This is a genomic window from Variovorax sp. J22P240 (assembly GCF_030316855.1).
Classification (GTDB): domain Bacteria; phylum Pseudomonadota; class Gammaproteobacteria; order Burkholderiales; family Burkholderiaceae_C; genus Variovorax.
Genome location: NZ_JASZYR010000004.1, coordinates 433,747 through 454,358, shown reverse-complemented (window position 1 = coordinate 454,358; position 20,612 = coordinate 433,747). Strand labels below are relative to the sequence as shown.

The following is a 20,612-nucleotide window of genomic DNA, read 5'->3' as shown; positions in this document are numbered from 1 at the left end:
GTTCCCGGATGCGGACGTGGTGTTCGTCGAGTCCGGCGGCGACAACCTCGCGGCCACCTTCAGCCCCGAGTTGTCGGACCTCACGATCTACGTGATCGACGTCGCAGCCGGCGAGAAGATCCCCCGCAAGGGTGGCCCCGGCATCACGAAGAGCGACCTGTTCGTGATCAACAAGACCGACCTGGCGCCCTACGTCGGCGCCGACCTGGGCGTGATGGAGGCGGACACGAAGCGCATGCGCAAGCAACGGCCTTTCGTGATGACCAATCTCAAGACGCGCGCTGGCCTCGCGGAGGTAGTGTCCTTCATCGAAGAGCGCGGCATGCTCGCCGCCGCCTGAACCCTCGGGTCAAGAAGTTCGCTGGCCTCCTTGATCGGGGTCGCATCGAATTGTTACCCGAAGCGTGAAATGGTCCACATCTTGCTGGCAGGCATACATCGTCGGGCGGATACTTTAGTTAACAAGGAAGCGAGACACTGCCCACAACGAAGTGAACAGCTCTTGTAACGATCATGGCTTCAGAGGCAATCTTCCTTCCCGCGACTGGCAGCGTCCAGTTCGCCATCTATCCCGACGGGTACGACGGCGCCCGGATCATCGCCCGCATCGACGAGGAAGCGCTGCACGCCCGCTTCCATGCGCCCGAAGGTGGGGATTCCGAATTGGTGCAAGCGTACGCACGGAACGCCGATTCGATCGACGCCATTGCCACCGAGCGCTATCGCGAGAACCCGAACGTCGCGATTTGCCTCCACAGCAACGACTTCTAGCGCGCCCGCTCAGGCCATCAACGCCTTCAGCTTGCTGCTCGTGAACGGCACGCTGCGCAGCCGCACCCCCGTCGCATCGAACACCGCATTGGCCAGTGCCGCCGGCACCGGGCTGGACGCGGCTTCGCCCGCACCCAATGGCGGCTCGTCGCGGCGATCGATCAGCGCAATCTCCAGGCGCGGGACCGCGGGGAAGCGCAGCAGCGGATAGCTCGCCCAGTCGACGCTCGTGACGCGCGAGCGGTCGAAGGTGGTCTCCTCGTACAAGGTGCGCGAGAGCGTCTGCAGGATGTTGCCCTCGACCTGCGCGCGCACGGCATCGGGGTTGATCATCAGCCCGCAGTCGTGCGCGCAGCAGACGCGGCGCACGGCGATCTCGCCGGTCGCGCGGTCAACCTCCACCTCCATCGCCATGGCGACGAAGGTCTCGTTGTTCTTGTAGTGGATGTAGGCCATGCCGCGCCCCACCGCGAGCGTGCCCTTGGCCGCAGCCGGTGAGGGCCTCGACTGCCATCCGACCATCTGCGCCATGCGCCGGATCACTTCGGCGCCTCGCGGATTCGACATGTCGCGCAGCCGGAAGGCCACCGGGTCGATTTGCGCCTTGGCGGCAAGTTCATCGACGAAGCTTTCCACCGCAAAGCAGTTCGCGACCTTGCCAGGGGCGCGAATGTTCGATGGCCGCAGCGGCGCCGGGCCCAGCCAGTGCGCTGACACCTTCACCGCATTCGCGGCGTACGGTGGATTGCCGTTTTGCGACACCAGCCCCGTCGCCTGCCCCACCGGCTGCCGCACGCCCGCCGCGAGCGGCGACAGCAGCGGAATCCACTCCAGGTTGGCCGTGGCGCGCGGCACCCACATGTCGGTTTCCCAGGCATCGATGCGCCCGTCCGGCATCTGAGTGGCCTTGATCTCGAGCAGCTGAGGCGGGCCCTTCGGGTCCCAGCCCAGTTCGTCCTCGCGGCTCCACTGCACGCGCACCGGCTTGCCGACCGCCTTGGACAACAGGACCGCATCGGCGGCCGCGTCGTCGTGCCCGTTCATGCCGTAGCAGCCGGCGCCGTCGAGGTAGATGACACGCAGCTTGTCGCGCGGCAGGTCGACCATCGCCGCGAAGACGTTCAGGAAGCGGTGGCTCGCCTGCGACGCCGTCCACACCGTGCCGCCATCGGGCCGCACCTCGGCCACGGCGCACGACGGGCCGATGGAGCCATGCGACTGGATGGGCCACGAATAGGTCGCCCGAAGCACGTCGGACGCATCGCGCAGTGCGGCGACGCGCTGCGCGTCGCCCTTGGCCGTGATGACTTCCTCGGCGACGAAGGGCCCGCCGCGCGCCCAATCGGCAAGGGCCTCGTGGCCGATCAACTGCGCGCTGTCACTCCACTGGACCTTGAGTTCACGCGCCGCCCGCACTGCAGCCCATTCGTCGGGACTCACCACGCCGACGAAATCGGCCATGCGCACCACGCGCACGCCCGGCAAGCGCGCGACGGACGACTCGTCGACCGCGAGCACCCGCGAACCGACGGACGGCGGCCGCACCACGCGGCCGTGCAGCATGCCGGGCACCACATGGTCGTGCACATAGACGTGGCGTCCTGTCACCTTGGCGGGCACGTCGGGGCGCGGCAAGGGACGGCCGACCAGCACATAGTCCGCCGGGCGCTTGAGCGGCGCCTTGGGGTTCATCTTGACGTCGAAGCTGCGGCCGCCCACGAGGACCGGGACGGCGACGCTGCGGCCGTCCAGAGCACGCACCGCGCCATCGGCCAGCTTGAGCTGGTCGGCAGGCACTTGCAGGCGCTGCGCGGCCATTGCGACCAGGGCCTCGCGTGCCGTCGCGGCGGCCTGCCTCAACTCGACGCCGCCCCGCATCACGCCACTGCTGCCGGCCGTCGGGCCCTGGTTGGGCGTCAGCGCCGTGTCGCCTTCGATCAGGTCGATGCGCTCGACCGGCACGCCGAGTTCCTCACCCACCAGCTGGCGCATGGCGATCCGATGGCCGGTGCCCAGGTCGACCTTGCCGGAATAGACGATCACCGAACCATCGCCGCGGACGGCCAGGAAAGAGTCGACCTGATCGAGCGCCAGCGGGCGCTGAGCCGCGGCGGATGACCCCGCGGCTTGTGCCAGCGCAGACTTGTCCGGGAACAGGCTGAAGCCGACAACCAGCGCACCGGCTTCGAGCAGGGCACGCCGGGTCAGCTTGCCGGCGGAGGCTTCTTCAAGTTGATGTGTCGTCACGGTCAGGCCCTCCTGACGCCGGCGGCGCGTTCCACCGCGCGCAGAACGCGATCGTGCGAGCCACATCGGCACAGGTTGCCGGCGAGTGCCTTTTGCACCTCTTCACGGCTGGGTTTCGGCACGCGCTGGAGCAGCGCCACCGAACCCATCACCATGCCGTTGGTGCAGTAGCCGCACTGCGCGGCCTGCTCCGCGATGAAGGCTGCCTGCACCGGATGCGGCTTGTCAGGGGTGCCGAGCCCTTCGGCCGTGACGACGCGCCGCCCGCTCGCCTCGCCCACGCGAAGGGTGCATGAGCGCACCGGCGCTCCGTCGATCAGCACGGTGCACGCACCGCATTGCCCGAGGCCGCAGCCGAACTTGGCCGCGTGCAGGCCCAGGTCGTTGCGCAGCGCGTAGAGCAAGGGCATGTCGAGGTCCCAGGCGTCGACATTCCTCGACACGCCATTGACGATCATCGTGATGGTTGGCATTCGGAGCTCCTGGCGTCGAGTCCCGGCCAGGCGGGCGGTGAAGGTCGACGGCGCTGCAGATTGCCACACGGTGTGCCTTGCATCAAGCGTGGTTCCGCTTGCGCTTGACCTTGTAGTCACTTCAGGGTTTCCAATGGGTCCATGGCAAGAAGCACCCCCGAGACGCCCATCGTCGCAATGCATGGATCCGACGCGAGCCCGCATGCCGTCCATTCAGCCTGCTGCGCGGCCGACCATGCCGCGCAGCCGATGCCGGTCGGCCCGGTGGCGGCGAACACCTTTCGCATTTCAACGATGGATTGCAGCGCCGAGGAGTCGGAAATCCGGCGCGCGGTCGAACCGATCGCGGGCATCCGCGGCCTGCACTTCCAGTTGGGGCAACGAACGCTGAGGATCGACGGCTCTGCCGATGCCGTCCCGCGAGCCCTGGGGGCCATTCGAAAGGCAGGCTTCGAGCCTGAGGCGATCTCGGCGACAAGCCTTGCGAGCGTCGACGACGGTCACGGGCACGAGCATGGGTCCGGCAGCGGCTATGGACGTCTGGCGACGGCACTGGGACTGGCCATCGTGGCCGAAGGCGTTTCCTTCTTCGAGCCGGACACCCTGGCGTGGAAGGCCGCGGGGATGGGAGTCGCAGCTGCCGCCATCGGTCTCGCCGGCCTCGAAACCTACACGAAGGGTCTGATGGCCCTGCGGCACGCCCGGCTCAACATCAACGCACTCATGTCGGTGGCCGTCACCGGCGCCTTCCTGATCGGCCAGTGGCCCGAAGCGGCCATGGTGATGGCGCTCTATGCGATCGCCGAACTGATCGAGGCTCGGGCGGTCGATCGCGCACGCAATGCAATCAAGGGTCTCATCGACCTTGCGCCGGCCGATGCGGAAGTAATGCAGGCCGATGGCAGTTGGGCCCGCGTCCAGGCCACGGGGATTCCACTGGACGCCATCGCGCGAATCAAGCCCGGCGAGCGGGTGGCGCTGGACGGGATCATCACAAAGGGCAACAGCACCCTCAACGAGGCGCCAGTGACCGGGGAGAGCATCCCCGTCGACAAGGGTCCGGGCGACACCGTGTTCGCGGGCACGATCAACACCATTGGAGAGATCGAGTTTCGCGTCACTGCCGTTGCCAATGACACGACACTGGCGCGCATCATCCACGCGGTAGAGGAAGCGCAAGGCACGCGTGCACCCACGCAGCGCTTCGTCGATCGATTTGCAGCGGTCTACACGCCGGCAGTGTTTGCGGTGGCCGTAGGCGTGGCGGTGCTGCCGCCGCTGTTCCTGGGCTGGCCATGGCTCGCGGCGATCTACAAGGCACTGGTGCTTCTGGTGATCGCGTGCCCTTGCGCGTTGGTCATCTCGACACCGGTGACGGTCGTGAGCGGCCTCGCTTCGGCTGCGCGGCGCGGCATCCTGATCAAGGGTGGCACCTATCTCGAAGACGCACGCCTGCTCAAGGCCGTCGCGCTGGACAAGACCGGCACCATCACCGAAGGCAAGCCCAGGCTGGTGGCGTTCCAGCCGTGGGGCGGAGCCGACGAGGCAGAGGTTCGACGTCTTGCCAGAGGCCTCGCCGCACGATCCGATCACCCTGTCTCCCAGGCGATCGCATCGGGCCTGGAGAACGAGGCAATCGACGTCGATGATTTCAAGGCGCTGCCCGGGCGCGGGGTCGAGGGCTTGATCGGCGGGCAGCGCTTTGTGCTCGGGAATCATCGCCTCATTCGGGAGCGCGAACAGGCCGAACCCCGTCTCGAAGTCGAACTCGCCGCGCATGAATCGCAGGGCCGGACCGTGACCCTTCTCGCGAACGACAGCGGCGTACAGGGCCTCTTCGCGGTGGCGGACACCATCAAGCCCAGTTCCATCGAAGCGATTGCCGAACTCCAGCGCCTCGGTGTGGCCTCTGTGATGCTGACCGGCGACAACGACGCCACCGCACAGGCGGTCGCGCGCGAGGCCGGCATCGGCGACGCACGCGGCGGGCTGCTGCCGGAAGACAAGCTCACCGCGATCAAGGAAATGCGCCAGCGCTATGGCGCCACCGCGATGACCGGGGACGGCATCAACGATGCTCCTGCGCTGGCGCAAGCCGACATCGGCTTCGCCATGGGCGCCGCGGGGTCCGACACGGCCATGGAAGCGGCTGACGTCGTGATCATGAACGACAACCTCGGCCGCATCGCGGAGACGATCCGGCTGTCGCGTCGCACGCACGCGGTACTCTGGCAGAACATCGGCCTGGCACTCGCCATCAAGGCCGTGTTCTTCGTGCTGGCCGTATTCGGCGCCGCGACGATGTGGATGGCCGTGTTCGCGGACATGGGGGCCAGCCTGCTGGTCGTCGGCAACGGCTTGCGGCTGCTGCGCCGCAGCGACCGTTGAGCGTTCTCAGCCCCCCAAAAGAAAACGGCCCCGAAGGGCCGTTGTTCATTGAAGCAGCCCTAGAGCTGCAGCAGCTTACTTCTTGGCTGCCTTCTTTGCGGGTGCAGCGGCCTTCTTGGCAGGTGCTGCAGCCTTCTTGGCGACGGGCTTGGCCGCTGCCTTCTCGGCCTTGCGCTTGGCTGCCTTGGGGTCGATGGCGGCCTTGAAGGCTGCGCCTGCCACGAACTTCGGCACCTTCTGCGCGGCGATTTTGATCTTGGCGCCGGCTTGGGGGTTGAAGCCCGTGCGAGCAGCGCGAGCCACTTGCTTGAAGGTTCCGAAGCCGATGAGTTGGACGGGGTCGCCCTTCTTGACGGCAGCGATGATGGAGCCGGTCACGGTTTCGAGGATGCGAGCGGCTTCTGCCTTGCTGACGTTGTGAGCGGTGGCGATCTTTTCGACCAGTTCGATACGGTTCAAGTGAATTTCCTTAGGATAGTTTCGCCATGTTGCCGATGGCGGCGCAGCGATTGGATACAAGCTGCAAGCGGCGCGGAGTATATAGGGCGGCGGATGGATGGCCGGTGCCAGCGCCCTGCATCACGTCCAAATGCAGGCAATACACAACACCCGAAAGGGCTTTCGTGCGCTATTGATCGGCCGCGATGCCCAACTCTGAAGCCATTCGGTGGACCAGCGCCTTCAGGCTCGCGACCTCCGTTTCGAGCCGCGCCACGTTGGCCTTGAGCGCTGCGAGTTCGCCCAGCGACACGTCACCGTTAGCCTGCAGAGTCGCGACGGACGCATCCTCGGCCGGCGTTCCGCTCAGCAAGTGGGCCCAACGGCTTTCGCGCGAGCCAGGCAACCGGGGCAGCTTGACCACCAGCGCGCCCGCCGGCCGATTCGCCAGCTCGTCAAGGAAAGCCTCGACCGAGGAGATGTCGGCGAAGTTGTGCATGCGGTCGGAAGCGATGCGAAGCTCGCCCGCCGTCTGCGGGCCACGTAGCATCAGCACCGTGAGCAGGATGATCGACTGCGAGGGGATCCGCAGCACGCCGTCGATGTTGTGCGCGTACCGAAACGCCCGCCCGCCACTGGTCTCCGACACCAGGCTGTAGCCCTTGAGACTGTCGATGGCGGCCTGCGCCTCGGCATCAGACACTTCGAGGATCGGATTGCGGCTCGTCTTCTGGTTGCACCCCGAGACGATGGCGTTGAGCGTCAGCGGGTAGCTGTCGGGCACCGTGCGCTGCTTCTCGGCAAGGACGCCGAGCACTCGGGTTTCAAGGAGGGAAAGCGTAGGAAGTGGACTGGACATGGCTTGCGGCAGATTGGATTCGCCATTGTCCCCGGTCGCTCCCTGCGGGTGGCTCTGCTATTTCTTTCTTCCGTAGGTCCCGGTCGTGGTGGACTTGCCGATCGCATTGGCGTTGACCATGAAGCCCACCAGCGAGGCGGTCGCGTTCGGCGGCAACTCCAGCTTCTCGACCTTGAGGGCGTAGAGCGTGGCGTGGTAGCGGTGCGGCTTGTCACCGGCGGGCGGGCATGGGCCACCCCAGCCTGGCGCGCCGAAGTCGGTGTTGATCTGGCGCGCGCCTGCCGGGAGCTTGGCGCCATCGGCCGTGCCTGCGCCCTGTTCGAGCGAGGTCGTCGTGGCCGGGATGTCGACGACGATCCAGTGCCAGAAGCCGGCGCCGCCGGTGGGGGCGTCGGGGTCGTGGACCATCAGGGCGAAGCTCTTCGTGCCGGGCGGTGCGTTGCTCCAACGCAGGGTTGGGGAGATGTTGTCGCCGGTGCAGCCGAAGCCCTTGAAGACGAACTTGTTGTCGATGGGGCGGCTGTCGTGCAGGTCGGGACTGGTCACACGGAAGCCTTGGGCATGGGCTGCCAAGGTCGCGAGGCCGAGGGCCAATGCGGCGCTGCAATATCGGATGTTCATGGAGCGATCCCCTCTGGATGAAGGAGGGCCATTTAATCCTGAAGTGTTCGGCTAGGGAAGTCTTGCCTGGTCGGGGTGCATGCCAGATCGCGCAGTGGCAGACGGAGACGGAGCGCGGTGGCGGAGAGTGTGCCCGCCAAGTATCTATATTTCATGCGGGTTACAAGACCATTGTGCGAATCTTCCATCATCCCTACCTTCAAAAATGATCCGCACAACGACACGCCCTCGATGCTCGCTTGCTTCATTCGAATGTGACGCACAACAATCTGTCGCCCATCGAAGATTGCGAAGGAGTTCACCATGGACACCCAGTCAGCAACACGCAAGTTGGCAGAACTCCATGATTACGTGCGGCACTCCTTCAACCTGTTCTTTGGATGGTTCACCTTCTTCGCTGGCGTTAACTGTGCATCCATGGGATGGCTGGCAAAGCCGGATCCAGATGCCCCCTGAAGTTCAGCTTGCTCACAACTATCGCCGCGCTATTCATTGCACAAAATCTCTTAGGCATAGGCGCCTGCTACGTCATGAGACGCTACTTGAGGGCAATCAACGATAGGATCTTCAGGGTCGAGAGTAGGCTGCTGGAGAGTGAGGTTGACAGTCCCGCGAAAACGAGCATGCCACTCGAGAGCTATACCTCGGTGGTCTACCTTATCGCGGCCGCTCTAAGTCTCATCGTCGCTGCCTGGGCCGTCACCTGGGTGGTGTCTCGATAGGGTTTGAGGCTGTACCATCCCGCGCTCCAAACAACGAGGAGAGAAAAATGGATGGTTTGGCCGGGCTGGGTGTTGCCCTCTACGTGAGTTTGCTCATACTCTCGCTGGTGGTTGGGATCCTCTGGATCTGCATGCCGTTCGCGATCTTTGGCACCAAACCGATTCTGCGGGAGTTGCTCGCAGAGCAGCGAAAGACGAACAAGCTCCTGTCCGAAGCAGCAGAGCGTGCCCGCGGAAGGCAGACTTTCGCGTCCGATCCTATTCTCGACGGAACTCCACACACTTAACCGACCGCGCCTCACCCTTTGGCGCGGAAACGTACACCACCTGCCGCGCGATGGGCGTGAAGGCTTCGCCGTCAAAGTCCGTGAACGTCACCGCATCGTCATCCATTTCGGAGCTCTAAGAACAACGCATAGACGCCCTTCTCATCCTCGCTTGGAGGCTCTGAAATCAACTTCCCTCCGAGCTGACGCGAGAATCCGGCGGCGCCGCGGCAACATCCCACAGGTATCGAACCCCTTGAAGGTGCTCAAGGTTGACGATCACGCTCCGCCCGTCGATCGTGTCATCCAGAAGAAGCATGATCTCTTAGACGGCTTGGCCAGCCACATCCGGAGCCTGTCGGATTCCGACTTCCGGCCTCACAAATCAGGTCGTCCTGTCCAACCAGCAGAAAGCGTAAGTGGAACGCTCGGGCCATATCTTTCCGATCAAGTTAAGAGTCAGTGAGCGCAAGCTTTGGAATGTGACGGGCGTTTTTGGAATCAACACGCGCATCATCCAGGCCAGGAAGCCGCGCCACGTCTCGAAACCAGCGAGGGGCGAATACCGGCCGTCGATGCCGGTATTCCACCTGGCTTGGCTCACGAGCACGTCTGGCGAAACTGGGAGTTTTGTCACAGATTGCCTCTTAGTTGACGCTGTCCTGAAGCGCATCCATGGCAGGCACGCCTACGATGCGGCGAAAACAATCGAGAGCGACCTAATGCCACTTCCGATTCCGCGCCTCGCCAAAACAATCACGGTTCTGATCATTGCGGCAGCAAGCGCCGCAACCTCCGCGGAGGTCCACCGCTGCAAAGACGAGAAAGGCCAGACAACCTTGTCCGATAGGCCCTGTGGTGCGGCGTTTTCCGGTCAGTACCTGAACTCTACGACGTCTGGCACCGATCGCATTGCCGCACCAGCCATGGTCAGAGCACAAACGAGAGATCTTGCATCGCAGTATGGATTTGTCGGCGAACTCGCGACTCGGGCCAGATCGAAAACTTCGTCCAATCAAGCGCAGAAGTAGTCTCGCGTGCGAGGGCCTCCAGGCCCACCCGCGAAACTTCATTTAAACTTGCTCTGCTCGGCTTGTAGCGCCGACCGCTTGGCAGCTATGCCAGGCATCGCCAGTCGGTCGCGCCGCTGGTGCCCGCTCTGCGTCGAGCGTCATCGGGGATCTCCACAAACCATTTTGTGAGTTCCTCAATGACCTATCACCCAAAACTCTGCACTCTTCGTCGCCGCGCCTTTAGAAAACAGGGCGGTATATGCATCTATTGCTGCTGCCCAATGTGGGGAAACAACCTTGAAGAGTTCGCTGAGCGATTCGGGCTATCGATGTCGCAAGCGCAGTTGCTCCAAAGCACAGCCGAGCACTTGACGGCGCGATGCGACGGCGGCACGAACAGTCGAAAGAAACATCACCGCTGCCTGTCTGGCCTGTAACCGCGCTCGGCATGCGAGCCGTAGCACCAACGCTCCGGACCCGATCGCTTTTGCAGCAGAAGTCAGCCGTGCAGTCGAAGCCCGAGCCGGCTAAGGACCGGTCTTCAGACTGGCCCTTTGCTTTGGTGCCTCTTCGGGCTTCCCTCTGAAGACGTGCCTCAAATAGAGATTTATGGCCGACAGCAGATGCCGTTCCGGCGGAGAGTGTGAGATTCGAACTCACGGACGGTTGCCCGTCGGCAGTTTTCAAGACTGCTGGTTTAAACCACTCACCCAACTCTCCTGGACTGCCTCCATGCGCTTGGAGGCAGGGTCGCGATTTTAGTCGCTGCTTGGGGTCGATTCTTCGGACGCGCCAGCGGGCGCGGGCGCCCACCCTCGCATCACCAGATCAACGATGCCTTCTGCCCACGCGCGCCGCTCATCCGAACCGGCCAGCGGCTTCGAAATGAAGAAACGCACACCACCGAAAGCCAAGGTAGACAACTGCACGGCAGCCAGTTCAGGCGACGGCACGTGCAGCTTCCCAGCCTTGTGCGCTTCCGCCAGGTACTCCACGACGGGCGCGAGCACGTAGCTGTTTTCGGCGTACAGCGACTTGGCCAGTTCCGGAAAGCGCACGGCTTCCGCGATCACGAGGCGCAGGAGCGCGAGCGTCTTGGGCTCCGTGGCGCCCAGGTACATGCGATCAATCAGGTCGAGCAGCACCTGGCGCTCGCCGGCGTCGGGTTGCACGAGGGTGGCCTGCATCGTCTCGCGGGCGCTGCTCACGGCACGGTGCACCACCTCGCGGAACAAGGCTTCCTTGTTGTCGAACTGGCGGTAGATAGTGATCTTGGCAACGCCCGCCTCGCGCGCGATGGCTTCGATGCTGGTGGCTGCGTAGCCCTTGTCCAGAAAGGACTCCAGCGCCGCGGCAAGAAAGGACTCGCGCAGCGCGATGGCCTGCTCCGGGCTGGGTCGGCCGCGCGAACGGCGTTTGGTCTCTGGAGATTCGAGGTTTTCCATGGCTGTTGAAGTCGCTCAGGTGTCCGGCAGGAAGATGGCCTGAAGGTCACTCAAGAAATCGTATCCCCGAGTCGTCGGCCAGACGCGCGAGAGATCTCGTTCGATCAATCCCTTGCACTCGGCTTCTTCGAGGCCGCGCTGGATGGCGGTGATGGCAAGGCCGGTGCGCTCGCTGAACTGGGCCAGCGTGAAGCCGCCCCTCAGTCGCAAGGCATTGAGCATGAATTCGAAGGGCAACGCAGAGATAGCGACATCGTCGCTTTGCGCAACTGCCTGCATGGCGATGGCGTTGTCCATATAGAGACGCGGCTCCCGAAAGCGAACCTGTCGCACGATGCGGTGCGCAAAGCTCAGCTTGCTATGCGCGCCGGCACCGATGCCGAGGTAGTCGCCGAACTCCCAGTAGTTGAGATTGTGCGCGCACTGATGGCCGCTGCGTGCGTAGGCCGAAATCTCGTAGCGTCCCAGGCCGTGCCCGGCGGTGCGCTCCGTGATGCGATCCAGCATGGCATAGGCGGTGTCGTCCTCCGGCACCACGGGCGGGAACTTGGCGAAGTAGGTGTTGGGCTCGATCGTGAGGTGGTAGACCGACAGATGCGGCGGCGCCAGCGCCAGGGCCTGGTCGAGGTCCGCGTCCAGGCCTTCCAGCGTCTGGCTGGGAAGCGCATACATCAGGTCGAGGTTGAAGGTGTCGAAGGCAACTGCAGCCTCTTCCACCGCGGCAATGGCCTGCGCACGGTCGTGCACGCGGCCGAGCGCCTTCAGATGCTCGTCGTTGAAGCTCTGGACGCCAACCGACAGCCGCGTGACACCAGCCGCACGGTAGGCGCGGAAGCGATCGCGCTCGAAGGTGCCGGGATTGGCCTCCAGCGTGATCTCGCAATCGGGCGCCAGCTTGAGGCGTGCGCGGAGATCGCCGATGAGCCGGTCGATGGATGCCGGCGAGAACAGGCTCGGTGTGCCGCCGCCGATGAAGATGGTGTGCACGGTGCGGCCCCAGATCAAGGGGAGCGCGGCGTCCAGGTCGGCAAGCAGCGCATCGAGATAGCGCTGTTCGGGCAGCGCGTCGTCGCTACTTCGCCATTCATGCGAATTGAAGTCGCAGTACGGGCACTTGCGCAGGCACCAGGGAAGGTGGACGTACAGCGACAGCGGCGGGAGCGCCGACAGCTGCAAGGGCCCGGGCCGCATCAGATGAAGCGCATCGTTCGCGCCGGCGGGACTTTCCGCGGCGTTCGTCGAGATCGGGATGACGACGCTCACGACCACCGCTCGCGCATCAAGGCCAGCATCGCACGCGCCGCCTGACCGCGATGACTGTTGGCATTCTTCACGTCGGCAGGCAATTGCGCGAAGGTCTTGCCGAACTGCGGCAGGAACATCACGGGGTCGAAGCCGAAGCCGTTGTCTCCCACGGGCGTGCGTGCAATCTGGCCGGCCACTCGGCCTACGGCGATCAACGGCTCCGGATCGTCGGCGCTGCGCAGCGCCACCAGGGTGCTGACCAAGGCGGCGCGGCGATCGGTCTTCGAGGCGAGTTGCTCCAGCAACGCGCGCACGTTGTTCGCATCACCCTTCTCATAGCCGAACTGCGTGGCGTAGTACGCCGTGTCGACGCCAGGAAGGCCGCCCAAGGCTTCGACGCACAGGCCTGCATCGTCCGCTATGGCTGGCAGGCCCGTGACCGCCGCCGCATGGCGCGCCTTGGCCAGCGCGTTCTCGACGAAGGTGCGATGCGGCTCCTCGGCCTCGCCGACGCCCAGTTCCGATTGGCGCACGAGCACGACGTCGAGCGGCGCAAGCAGGGCCTGCAGCTCCACGAGCTTGCCTTGGTTGTTAGAGGCCAGGACCAGTTTCATCGTCGGCGTGCGCGGATGCGCGTTTTCTTCAGCTCGAAAGGGCCTGCGTCTGCAAGGCGGTCAATTCGGCGATGCCCTTTTCGGCCAGCGCCAGCAGCGCGTTCATCTCTTCACGCGAGAAGGCAGCACCCTCGGCCGTGCCCTGCACTTCGACGAAATGGCCGGCACCGGTCATCACGACGTTCATGTCGGTATCGCAGGCCGAGTCTTCGGTGTATTCAAGATCGAGCAACGGCGTGCCCTGCACGATGCCCACCGAGATGGCTGCCACGTGGCCGCGAATGGGCGACGCGGGAATTTTGCCTTCCGAAAGCAGCTTGTTGACCGCGTCCTGCGCGGCGACGAAAGCGCCGGTGATGGCCGCCGTCCGCGTGCCGCCGTCGGCCTGCAGCACGTCGCAGTCGAGATGGATGGTGCGCTCGCCCAGCGCCGCGAGGTCGAACACGGCGCGCATCGAGCGTCCGATGAGGCGCTGGATTTCCTGCGTGCGGCCGCTTTGCTTGCCACGGGCGGCTTCGCGATCGCTGCGGGTGTGCGTGGCACGCGGAAGCATGCCGTATTCGGCCGTGACCCAGCCTTCGCCACTGCCTCGCTTGTGCGGCGGAACCTTCTCCTCGACCGATGCCGTGCAGAGCACGCGCGTCTGGCCGAACTCGATCAGCACCGAGCCCTCCGCGTGAATGGTGAAGCCACGCGTAATGCGCACCGGGCGCAACTGATCGGCGGCGCGGCCGCCGCTTCGTACGAAAACTGTCATGGTGAAAAACGAAAAATGAAGAAAAACTAGCCCTTGCGGGCAGCGGAACGCTTGATGGCTTCGTTGATCTCGGCGATGGAACGCTCGATGGCGTCTTCGTCGAGATCGTCGAGTTCGCTGTCCGAAGGCATGCCGGCCTGGATGGTCGAGGCGAACACGCCGTCGCTGATGCTGTCGGTGGAAACACCGCGCTTCTGCCCCGGCTCGTCGGGTGTTTCCCATTCCAGCGCGATCAGCGTCACGTTGTCGCTGTGGGTGCCGCCGTTGCGCAGCGCCATTTCCGCGAGGTCAGGCGCGGAGTCGGAGACCGGTTTGCCGGACGACAGGATGTGCACGATCACGCTGTCGTCCAGCACGCCCCAAACGCCGTCCGAGCACAGCATGATGCGGTCGCCGCGCTGCAATTGGAGTGGTGCCGACACATCGAACAAGGGCGGCGTGGGCGAGCCCAGGCAGGTCAGCAGCAGGTTGCGGTTGACGGGTTCAGGGCCCGCATTGGCGCGCGGTCGCTCGGCGTGCGAATGGTCGCGGGTGCGGGTGAGGAGTTCGCCATCGCGCACCACATACAGGCGAGAGTCGCCGCAGTGAATCCACGTCGCCGTCGTGCCCTGGATGACGGCAGCTACCACGGTGGTGCGCGGCGTGTCGAGCATGCCCTTGTTGCCCGCGTACCGCATGATCTGCTGGTGCGCCGACATGACCGCCGCAGTCAGGAAGGCCTTGACGTCCTTGACAATGGGCCGGGCTTCGCGCTGGTAGAGCGCCGCGATGGTCTGCAAGGCCAGTTGGGCCGCGACTTCGCCTTCGGGATGTCCGCCCATGCCGTCGGCCAGCACGAACAACCCCGATTCACGCGTGTAGCAATAACCCATGCGATCTTCGTTCTTGAGGCGGCCGCCCTTGCGGCTGACTTGGAATACTGAAAACTTCATGCCGGGCGTGTGGTCGGCGCTGCCGCCTTCGGCAGCCCCTTCTTTTCAAATGAGCGCATGTTGTCGATCGAAAGTCGGACTTTCTCGCCGACGGTGAGCTTGGTGTAGCGGCGTTCGCCTTCGCGGCTGAGTTCCTTCTGCAGCGCAAACACCGATTGCGGGCGCGACAGCGGATCGAGCGACATGCACCACTCGACCACTTCGATCAGGTTGTCCGAATAGATGCCGCGCAGGCGCGAGAGCGACAGGCCGAGGCGATCCTTCTCGATGCGCTGCGGCGCGTCGTTTGGGGGATAACCCTGCATGCACGCGTAGATGCAAGCACCGATGGCGTAAATATCGGTCCACGGCCCCATGGAGGAGTCGCGGCGGTACATCTCGGGCGCGGCAAAGCCGGGCGTGTACATCGGGCGGATGAAGTTGCCTTCCTTGGAGAGCACTTCGCGCGCGGCACCGAAGTCGATCATGACGGCACGGTCGTCGTCGGTCACGAAGATGTTCGCCGGCTTGATGTCCAGGTGCAGCATCTTGTGCTGGTGCACGATGCGCAAGCCGCGCAGGATCTCGTCGAACAGGGAGCGAATCGTGGACTCGCGGAATACTTTCTGCTTCTTCAGATCGCGCGCGGTGACGATGAAATCCTGCAGGGTCGCGCCCTCCAGGTAGTTCATGACCATGTAGACAGTCTCGTTCTCGCGGAAGAAATTGAGCACGCTCACCACGGAGGCATGCGAGATCTGCGCAAGGGAGCGTCCTTCTTCGAAAAAGCTCTTCAAGCCAAGGCGGTAGAGCGAGAGCTTCTCAGGCGGTACCTGTGGCGCCAGCTCACCGGTGCCGCGCGTCGCCAGCGACGAAGGGAGATACTCCTTGATGGCCACTTGCTGCCCATCGTGGTCGACGGCGAGGTAGACGACGCCGAAACCGCCAGCGGAAAGCCGCCGCACGACGCGATAGCCGCCAATGACCGTATCAGGCAACAGGGGCGAAGGTTTGACCTTTGACATAATCCGGGAGTTTCGCCCGAAGGCGATGGTGCGGCAAGCGAACGCTGTGCCGACGCCACGGTGCGAGCAACAAATCACAGTGAGGCGCAATGCCAGTTTACAGCATGACCGGCTATGCCAGCGGCCAAAGCGGCCCCGCAGGCAGCCACTCCGAAGCCGACGCGCGGCCGCACGCCGCAGCCCGGCTCGGGGTCGAAATCCGCTCGGTCAACAGCCGATTTCTCGACCTGACCTTCAAGCTGCCCGAGGAACTGCGCCAGCACGAACCGGCGCTGCGCGAACTGCTCACAGGGCAGCTCAAGCGCGGCAAGGTCGAGGTGAGAGCGGCGATCGAAAACACCGCCAATGCCGGCATCGGCGAGCCCTCGGCCAAGCTGCTGCAAAGGCTCAACGGCCTGCAGGACAACGTCAAGGCATGGCTTCCGGACGCGCGCGAACTGAGCGTTGCCGACGTGCTGCGGCTTGCCGCCGGCGACACTGCGACCAGGGGCGACTGGGCCCCCGATCTGGCAGAAGTCACCGAGAAGACGCTCAAGGCGCTTCTTTCTGCACGGGAACGTGAAGGCGCCCGCCTCGCCAAGATGCTGCAGGACCACCTCACGCAGCTGCGAGCGCTCGCAACCCAGGCCTTGCCGCTGGTCCCCCAACTCGTCGAGCAGCAGCGCACGCGCTTTCTCGAACGCTGGCAGGAAGCCATGGGCCTGAGCGGTGGCACGCTGCCGGAAGCGGCTCAGGATCGTGCCCTCACGGAGGCCACGGCTTTCGCCATTCGCATCGATGTCGCCGAGGAACTGACGCGCCTGAATTCGCATCTCGATGAAATCGAGCGGCTCGTGAAAAAGGGCGGCGAGATCGGCAAGCGACTGGACTTCCTGATCCAGGAACTCCATCGCGAGGCCAACACCCTGGGCTCGAAGTCGGCAACGCTCGAACTGACGCGCATCGGCGTCGACATGAAGGTCCTGATCGAGCAGATGCGCGAGCAAGTCCAGAACATCGAATAGAGAAGCAGCGAATGGACTATCCCGGCAACATCTTCGTGGTCGCGGCGCCCAGCGGCGCCGGCAAATCGAGCCTGGTCAAGGCCCTCATGGAACTCGACTCCGCGGTGCAACCCTCGGTTTCGCACACCACCCGCCCGCCTCGCGGCCAGGAAAAGCACGGTCGCGAGTACTTCTTTGCATCCCATTCGGAGTTCGATTCCATGGTGGCGGCCGATGCCTTCGTCGAATGGGCGCACGTGCACGGTCAACGCTACGGCACGTCCAAGAAGGCCATCGAGGAGCGCATCGCCCAAGGAGCGGACGTCATCCTCGAAATCGACTTTCAGGGCGCTCTCCAGATCCGAAAGACCTTTTCGAATGCAGTGATGATCTTCATCCTGCCGCCGAGCTGGGAAGAGTTGCGTTCCCGGCTCGAACGCCGCGGGGAAGACAGCGCCGCGATCATCGAACTGAGGCTGAGAAACGCCGCCGAGGAGATGGCCCGCGCCAGCGAATTCGACTTCGTTATAATCAATGAGGTATTTGAGCGCGCACTTTTCGACTTGAAGGCGATAGTCCACGCTCAGCGGCTCCGCTACTCCGCACAGCGCCGCGCGCGTGCAAGCACCTTTGCCGCGCTGAACATCCCCTGATCCGCCCACCCCACCGCCGAAAGATCCTCATGGCCCGCATCACCGTCGAAGATTGCCTGCAACACATTCCGAACCGCTTCCAGCTCGTGCTCGCTGCCACCTACCGTGCGCGCATGCTGAGCCAGGGCCATGCTCCCAAGATCGAGAGCAAGAACAAGCCCGGCGTGACCGCCCTGCGCGAAATCGCCGAAGGCAAGATCGGCCTTGAAATGCTGAAGAAGGTTCCCGGCTAAGTTGATGCTCACATGCAACAAGGAAGCACCGTACGCGGTGCTTTTTTTGTGCCTGAATGCGTCCCATTGGCTGGCACGCTAAAGTGGGAGTCATGAGCGCGGTCGTCAAGCCCCAGTTAGAGGCCTCCCCGAGCCCCCGGCCGAGCCCGGCGGCGCTGAATGCGGCCGCCGCCAGCTTCGCGGCGCTGACCGATCGCCTGGACTATCTGGGCGCGGAAGATGTCGAACAAGTCCGCCGCGCCTACCGCTTCGCCGACGAAGCTCATCTGGGGCAGTTGCGCAACAGCGGCGAGCCCTACATCACCCATCCGATCGCCGTAGCCGCGCAGTGCGCGGAATGGAAGCTCGACGCGCAGGCCTTGATGGCCGCCCTGCTGCACGACGCGATCGAGGATTGCGGCGTCACCAAGTCGGAGTTGATCGAGCGATTCGGGGCCCCGGTCGCGGAGCTGGTCGACGGTCTCACGAAGCTCGACAAGCTGCGCTTCAACACGCGCGAGGAGAACCAGGCGGAGTCGTTCCGCAAGATGCTTCTCGCCATGGCGCGCGATGTGCGGGTCATCCTGGTCAAGCTGGCGGACCGGACGCACAACATGCGCACGCTGGACGACGCGCCACGCGAGAAATGGGCCCGCATCTCGCGCGAAACTCTCGAGATCTACGCGCCCATCGCCCACCGGCTCGGCCTCAACCAGACTTATCGCGAACTGCAGGACCTGTCGTTTCGCCATCTGCGGCCATGGCGCTACACCATCCTGGCAAAAGCAGTTGCCAAGGCGCGCGGGCGACGACGCGACCTGATCCAGAAGGTGCAGCAGGAGGTCGAAACGGCCTTCTCCGCCGCTGGCATGAGCGTGCGAATCGCCGGGCGCGAGAAGACGCTCTATTCCATCTACCGAAAGATGGACGAAAAGCATCTGAGCTTCGCCCAGGTGACCGACATCTACGGTTTCCGGCTCATCGTGCCAACGGTGATCTCCTGCTACACCGGCCTGGGCATCCTGCACCAGATGTACAAGCCGCTGCCCGGCAAGTTCAAGGACCACATCGCGATTGCCAAGCTCAACGGCTACCAGTCGCTGCACACCACACTGGTGGGCCCTGCGGGCGTGAACGTCGAGTTCCAGCTGCGCACCGAGGCCATGCACGTCGTCGCCGAGTCCGGCGTCGCGGCGCATTGGCTCTACAAGGCCGCGGAGCCTGCGGCGGCAACCACCAGCGAACGACTCGGCGCCAAATGGCTGCAGTCGCTGCTCGACATCCAGGATGAAACGCGCGACGCCGCGGAGTTCTGGGACCACGTCAAGGTCGACCTGTTTCCCGATGCGGTCTACGTGTTCACGCCCAAGAGCCAGATCATGGCGCTGCCGCGCGGCGCGACCGTGGTCGACTTCGCCTATGCGATCCACAGCAACATCGGCGATCACACGTCCGCCGCGCGCATCAATGGCGACCAGGTTCCGCTGCGCACCGAGCTCAAGAACGGCGACGTGGTCGAGATCATCACGGCGCCGGTGTCGACGCCGAATCCCGCGTGGCTCGGCTTCGTTCGAACCGGCCGTGCGCGCTCGAAGATTCGCCACTATCTCAAGACCCTCGCCCACGCCGAATCCGAAGGGCTGGGCGAAAAGCTGCTCGCCCAGGCGCTGCGCGCCGAGGGCCTGGGCAATCTGCCGGACGACGACGCGGAACACCAGCAACTCTGGGAAAAGCTGCTGCGATTCACCGGCAACCGCACGCGCTCCGAACTGCTGACCGACATCGGGCTGGGCAAGCGCATCGCCAGCATCGTCGCAAAGCGGCTCATGGCGCTGCTGGCCGAACGCGGCGAAAAGCCCGATGCGCTGATGCTGAGCCGCGAGCGCTTTACCGCGCACGAAGGCGTTTCGCAAGGCGCCGTCACGTTGGACGGGAGCGAAAACTCCTCCGTGCGCTTTGCACTGTGCTGCCGGCCGATTCCGGGCGATTCGATCGTCGGCTACCTCGGCCATGGCGAAGGCCTGGTCGTCCACACCGATGAATGCGGCGTCGGCCAACGCTTGCGCTACAAGGACAGCGAGCGGTTCTTCGCGGTCGAATGGGCCGACGACCCAGTCCGCACCTTCGAGACCGGCGTCATCATCACGGTGCGCAACGACAAGGGCGTGCTGGCGCGCGTCGCAGCGACGCTCGCCGACGCCGAGGCCGACATCACGCACGTGGAAATGGCCGACGAGACGCCACAGGATTCGACGGATCTTCGTTTCGTGATCGCCGTGCGCGACCGCACGCATCTCGAAGCCGTTCTGCGTGCGGTGCGCCGGACCTCCTCCGTGCTCGCGGCGGCGCGAACCATCCCCGCGCCCTGAACTGGCGGCCGTTCAGGCCGAGCTGGTCGAAGGCGGCGGATAGGTGACCGACAACACCTCGATGTCGTGCACGCCGCCGGGCGTCGCGAGCTTGACCACGTCGCCCTCTCTCGCCTTGAGCAGTGCGCGGGCGATCGGCGAAATCCAGCTGACCTGGGATTGGGCGCTGTCGGCCTCATCGATGCCCAGGATGGTGACTTCGCGCTCCTCACCGGTTTCGTCCGCGTAGCGCACCGTGGAGCCGAAAAACACCTGGTCTCTGCCGTGGTGCACCGAGGGATCGGTGACCTCCGCCACTTCGAGCCGCTTCGTCAGGAAGCGGATTCGGCGATCGATCTCGCGCAGCCGCTTCTTGCCGTAGAGATAGTCGCCGTTCTCCGACCGATCGCCGTTCTTCGCCGCCCAGTGAACCGCCTCGACCACCTTCGGCCGCTCCTCGTCCATGAGATTCAGCAACTCGGCGCGCAGGCGTGCATAGCCCGCGGGCGTCATGTAGTTCTTGCCGCCCGCAGGCAACGGGGGCAGCGCACCGCTCTCGCCGCCGTCCTCGTCGTCCGTGTCGCTTTCTTTCGTGAATGCCTTGCTCATTGCTCAACAACC

Annotated in this window: 22 protein-coding genes and 1 tRNA gene; 10 read left to right on the top strand and 13 right to left on the bottom strand. The window is 64.4% G+C overall.

Annotated features, from left to right (window positions below; all coding sequences use genetic code 11):
* A partial coding sequence (locus QTI24_RS14750; RefSeq protein WP_286601386.1) for a GTP-binding protein occupies window positions 1–340 on the top strand: 340 nt, incomplete at its 5' end.
* 173 nt (window positions 341–513) lie between these two features.
* Window positions 514–771 (top strand): hypothetical protein, encoded by a 258-nt coding sequence (locus QTI24_RS14745; protein WP_286601385.1) that lies wholly within the window; start codon window positions 514–516, stop codon window positions 769–771.
* Window positions 772–780: 9 nt separating this feature from the next.
* Here the strand turns inward: QTI24_RS14745 and QTI24_RS14740 are convergent, their stop codons facing one another.
* The gene (locus QTI24_RS14740) at window positions 781–3,018 is read right to left on the bottom strand and encodes a xanthine dehydrogenase family protein molybdopterin-binding subunit (protein WP_286601383.1); all 2,238 of its coding nucleotides are present in this window, start codon (window positions 3,016–3,018) and stop codon (window positions 781–783) included.
* 2 nt (window positions 3,019–3,020) lie between these two features.
* The gene (locus QTI24_RS14735; protein WP_286601381.1) at window positions 3,021–3,491 is read right to left on the bottom strand and encodes a (2Fe-2S)-binding protein; all 471 of its coding nucleotides are present in this window, start codon (window positions 3,489–3,491) and stop codon (window positions 3,021–3,023) included.
* A 141-nt stretch (window positions 3,492–3,632) separates the two neighbouring features.
* On the opposite strand from QTI24_RS14735, the gene QTI24_RS14730 reads away from it, so the two are divergent.
* On the top strand, window positions 3,633–5,879 hold the full coding sequence (locus QTI24_RS14730; protein WP_286601379.1) for a heavy metal translocating P-type ATPase: 2,247 nt from the start codon (window positions 3,633–3,635) through the stop codon (window positions 5,877–5,879).
* Between the two features lie 75 nt (window positions 5,880–5,954).
* Here QTI24_RS14730 and QTI24_RS14725 read toward each other — a convergent pair whose 3' ends face one another.
* From QTI24_RS14725 to QTI24_RS14715, 3 genes are all read right to left on the bottom strand, one after another.
* Window positions 5,955–6,338 carry an HU family DNA-binding protein gene (locus QTI24_RS14725; protein ID WP_286601377.1) on the bottom strand — a complete coding sequence of 128 codons (384 nt, stop codon included), beginning with the start codon at window positions 6,336–6,338 and terminating at the stop codon, window positions 5,955–5,957.
* Between the two features lie 169 nt (window positions 6,339–6,507).
* Window positions 6,508–7,176 carry a YceH family protein gene (locus QTI24_RS14720; protein ID WP_286601376.1) on the bottom strand — a complete coding sequence of 223 codons (669 nt, stop codon included), beginning with the start codon at window positions 7,174–7,176 and terminating at the stop codon, window positions 6,508–6,510.
* Between the two features lie 57 nt (window positions 7,177–7,233).
* Window positions 7,234–7,797, bottom strand: coding sequence for a YbhB/YbcL family Raf kinase inhibitor-like protein (locus tag QTI24_RS14715; RefSeq protein ID WP_286601375.1), 564 nt, complete (start codon window positions 7,795–7,797; stop codon window positions 7,234–7,236).
* A gap of 303 nt (window positions 7,798–8,100) precedes the next feature.
* Here QTI24_RS14715 and QTI24_RS14710 point away from each other — a divergent pair, with 303 nt between their 5' ends.
* From QTI24_RS14710 to QTI24_RS14700, 3 genes are all read left to right on the top strand, one after another.
* A complete protein-coding gene (locus tag QTI24_RS14710) occupies window positions 8,101–8,253 on the top strand; it encodes a hypothetical protein (protein WP_286601373.1) in 153 nt (50 codons plus the stop codon).
* A gap of 313 nt (window positions 8,254–8,566) precedes the next feature.
* Entirely contained in the window at window positions 8,567–8,806 is a 240-nt protein-coding gene (locus QTI24_RS14705) for a hypothetical protein (RefSeq protein WP_286601372.1), read from the top strand.
* Window positions 8,807–9,204: 398 nt separating this feature from the next.
* The gene (locus QTI24_RS14700; protein WP_286601371.1) at window positions 9,205–9,816 is read left to right on the top strand and encodes a DUF4124 domain-containing protein; all 612 of its coding nucleotides are present in this window, start codon (window positions 9,205–9,207) and stop codon (window positions 9,814–9,816) included.
* 617 nt (window positions 9,817–10,433) lie between these two features.
* Here QTI24_RS14700 and QTI24_RS14695 read toward each other — a convergent pair.
* The 7 genes from QTI24_RS14695 to QTI24_RS14665 all read right to left on the bottom strand — a co-directional run bounded on the left by QTI24_RS14695 (window position 10,434) and on the right by QTI24_RS14665 (window position 15,795).
* A tRNA-Ser gene (locus QTI24_RS14695) sits at window positions 10,434–10,518 on the bottom strand.
* Between the two features lie 38 nt (window positions 10,519–10,556).
* On the bottom strand, window positions 10,557–11,243 hold the full coding sequence (locus QTI24_RS14690; RefSeq protein WP_286601370.1) for a TetR/AcrR family transcriptional regulator: 687 nt from the start codon (window positions 11,241–11,243) through the stop codon (window positions 10,557–10,559).
* Between the two features lie 15 nt (window positions 11,244–11,258).
* Window positions 11,259–12,506, bottom strand: coding sequence for a radical SAM family heme chaperone HemW (hemW, locus tag QTI24_RS14685; RefSeq protein ID WP_503011258.1), 1,248 nt, complete (start codon window positions 12,504–12,506; stop codon window positions 11,259–11,261).
* Complete coding sequence (gene rdgB, locus QTI24_RS14680) at window positions 12,503–13,102, bottom strand: RdgB/HAM1 family non-canonical purine NTP pyrophosphatase (protein ID WP_286601369.1); 600 nt, start codon at window positions 13,100–13,102, stop codon at window positions 12,503–12,505. Before rdgB ends, hemW begins: the two co-directional genes overlap by 4 nt.
* 28 nt (window positions 13,103–13,130) lie before the next feature.
* Entirely contained in the window at window positions 13,131–13,859 is a 729-nt protein-coding gene (rph, locus tag QTI24_RS14675) for a ribonuclease PH (RefSeq protein WP_286601367.1), read from the bottom strand.
* A gap of 26 nt (window positions 13,860–13,885) precedes the next feature.
* The gene (locus tag QTI24_RS14670) at window positions 13,886–14,791 is read right to left on the bottom strand and encodes a PP2C family protein-serine/threonine phosphatase (RefSeq protein WP_286601365.1); all 906 of its coding nucleotides are present in this window, start codon (window positions 14,789–14,791) and stop codon (window positions 13,886–13,888) included.
* Window positions 14,788–15,795: a serine/threonine protein kinase gene (locus QTI24_RS14665; RefSeq protein WP_286601364.1), complete on the bottom strand. Its 1,008-nt coding sequence runs from the start codon at window positions 15,793–15,795 to the stop codon at window positions 14,788–14,790. The genes QTI24_RS14670 and QTI24_RS14665 overlap by 4 nt, the downstream gene beginning before the upstream one ends.
* Window positions 15,796–15,884: 89 nt before the next feature.
* Here QTI24_RS14665 and QTI24_RS14660 point away from each other — a divergent pair, with 89 nt between their 5' ends.
* From QTI24_RS14660 to QTI24_RS14645, 4 genes are all read left to right on the top strand, one after another.
* A complete protein-coding gene (locus QTI24_RS14660) occupies window positions 15,885–16,799 on the top strand; it encodes a YicC/YloC family endoribonuclease (RefSeq protein ID WP_286601362.1) in 915 nt (304 codons plus the stop codon).
* 11 nt (window positions 16,800–16,810) lie between these two features.
* Complete coding sequence (gmk, locus tag QTI24_RS14655) at window positions 16,811–17,431, top strand: guanylate kinase (protein WP_286567738.1); 621 nt, start codon at window positions 16,811–16,813, stop codon at window positions 17,429–17,431.
* A gap of 29 nt (window positions 17,432–17,460) precedes the next feature.
* Window positions 17,461–17,664 (top strand): DNA-directed RNA polymerase subunit omega, encoded by a 204-nt coding sequence (gene rpoZ / locus QTI24_RS14650; protein WP_028249368.1) that lies wholly within the window; start codon window positions 17,461–17,463, stop codon window positions 17,662–17,664.
* Between the two features lie 92 nt (window positions 17,665–17,756).
* Window positions 17,757–20,012, top strand: a complete 2,256-nt coding sequence (locus tag QTI24_RS14645; RefSeq protein ID WP_286601360.1) for a RelA/SpoT family protein — start codon at window positions 17,757–17,759, stop codon at window positions 20,010–20,012.
* A gap of 12 nt (window positions 20,013–20,024) precedes the next feature.
* On the opposite strand, the gene greB is transcribed toward QTI24_RS14645, so the two are convergent.
* Window positions 20,025–20,600: a transcription elongation factor GreB gene (gene greB / locus QTI24_RS14640; RefSeq protein WP_286601359.1), complete on the bottom strand. Its 576-nt coding sequence runs from the start codon at window positions 20,598–20,600 to the stop codon at window positions 20,025–20,027.
* Window positions 20,601–20,612: the final 12 nt, after the last annotated feature.

Excerpts from the sequence above, each read along its gene's own strand:
- QTI24_RS14745 (WP_286601385.1), top strand. The coding sequence starts at position 514 with ATGGCTTCAGAGGCAATCTTCCTTCCCGCGACTGGCAGCGTCCAGTTC.
- QTI24_RS14735 (WP_286601381.1), bottom strand. The coding sequence starts at position 3,491 with ATGCCAACCATCACGATGATCGTCAATGGCGTGTCGAGGAATGTCGAC.
- QTI24_RS14730 (WP_286601379.1), top strand. The coding sequence starts at position 3,633 with ATGGCAAGAAGCACCCCCGAGACGCCCATCGTCGCAATGCATGGATCC.
- QTI24_RS14720 (WP_286601376.1), bottom strand. The coding sequence starts at position 7,176 with ATGTCCAGTCCACTTCCTACGCTTTCCCTCCTTGAAACCCGAGTGCTC.
- QTI24_RS14715 (WP_286601375.1), bottom strand. The coding sequence starts at position 7,797 with ATGAACATCCGATATTGCAGCGCCGCATTGGCCCTCGGCCTCGCGACC.
- QTI24_RS14710 (WP_286601373.1), top strand. The coding sequence starts at position 8,101 with ATGGACACCCAGTCAGCAACACGCAAGTTGGCAGAACTCCATGATTAC.
- QTI24_RS14705 (WP_286601372.1), top strand. The coding sequence starts at position 8,567 with ATGGATGGTTTGGCCGGGCTGGGTGTTGCCCTCTACGTGAGTTTGCTC.
- QTI24_RS14690 (WP_286601370.1), bottom strand. The coding sequence starts at position 11,243 with ATGGAAAACCTCGAATCTCCAGAGACCAAACGCCGTTCGCGCGGCCGA.
- rdgB (WP_286601369.1), bottom strand. The coding sequence starts at position 13,102 with ATGAAACTGGTCCTGGCCTCTAACAACCAAGGCAAGCTCGTGGAGCTG.
- rph (WP_286601367.1), bottom strand. The coding sequence starts at position 13,859 with ATGACAGTTTTCGTACGAAGCGGCGGCCGCGCCGCCGATCAGTTGCGC.
- QTI24_RS14670 (WP_286601365.1), bottom strand. The coding sequence starts at position 14,791 with ATGAAGTTTTCAGTATTCCAAGTCAGCCGCAAGGGCGGCCGCCTCAAG.
- QTI24_RS14665 (WP_286601364.1), bottom strand. The coding sequence starts at position 15,795 with ATGTCAAAGGTCAAACCTTCGCCCCTGTTGCCTGATACGGTCATTGGC.
- QTI24_RS14660 (WP_286601362.1), top strand. The coding sequence starts at position 15,885 with ATGCCAGTTTACAGCATGACCGGCTATGCCAGCGGCCAAAGCGGCCCC.
- gmk (WP_286567738.1), top strand. The coding sequence starts at position 16,811 with ATGGACTATCCCGGCAACATCTTCGTGGTCGCGGCGCCCAGCGGCGCC.
- rpoZ (WP_028249368.1), top strand. The coding sequence starts at position 17,461 with ATGGCCCGCATCACCGTCGAAGATTGCCTGCAACACATTCCGAACCGC.
- QTI24_RS14645 (WP_286601360.1), top strand. The coding sequence starts at position 17,757 with ATGAGCGCGGTCGTCAAGCCCCAGTTAGAGGCCTCCCCGAGCCCCCGG.
- greB (WP_286601359.1), bottom strand. The coding sequence starts at position 20,600 with ATGAGCAAGGCATTCACGAAAGAAAGCGACACGGACGACGAGGACGGC.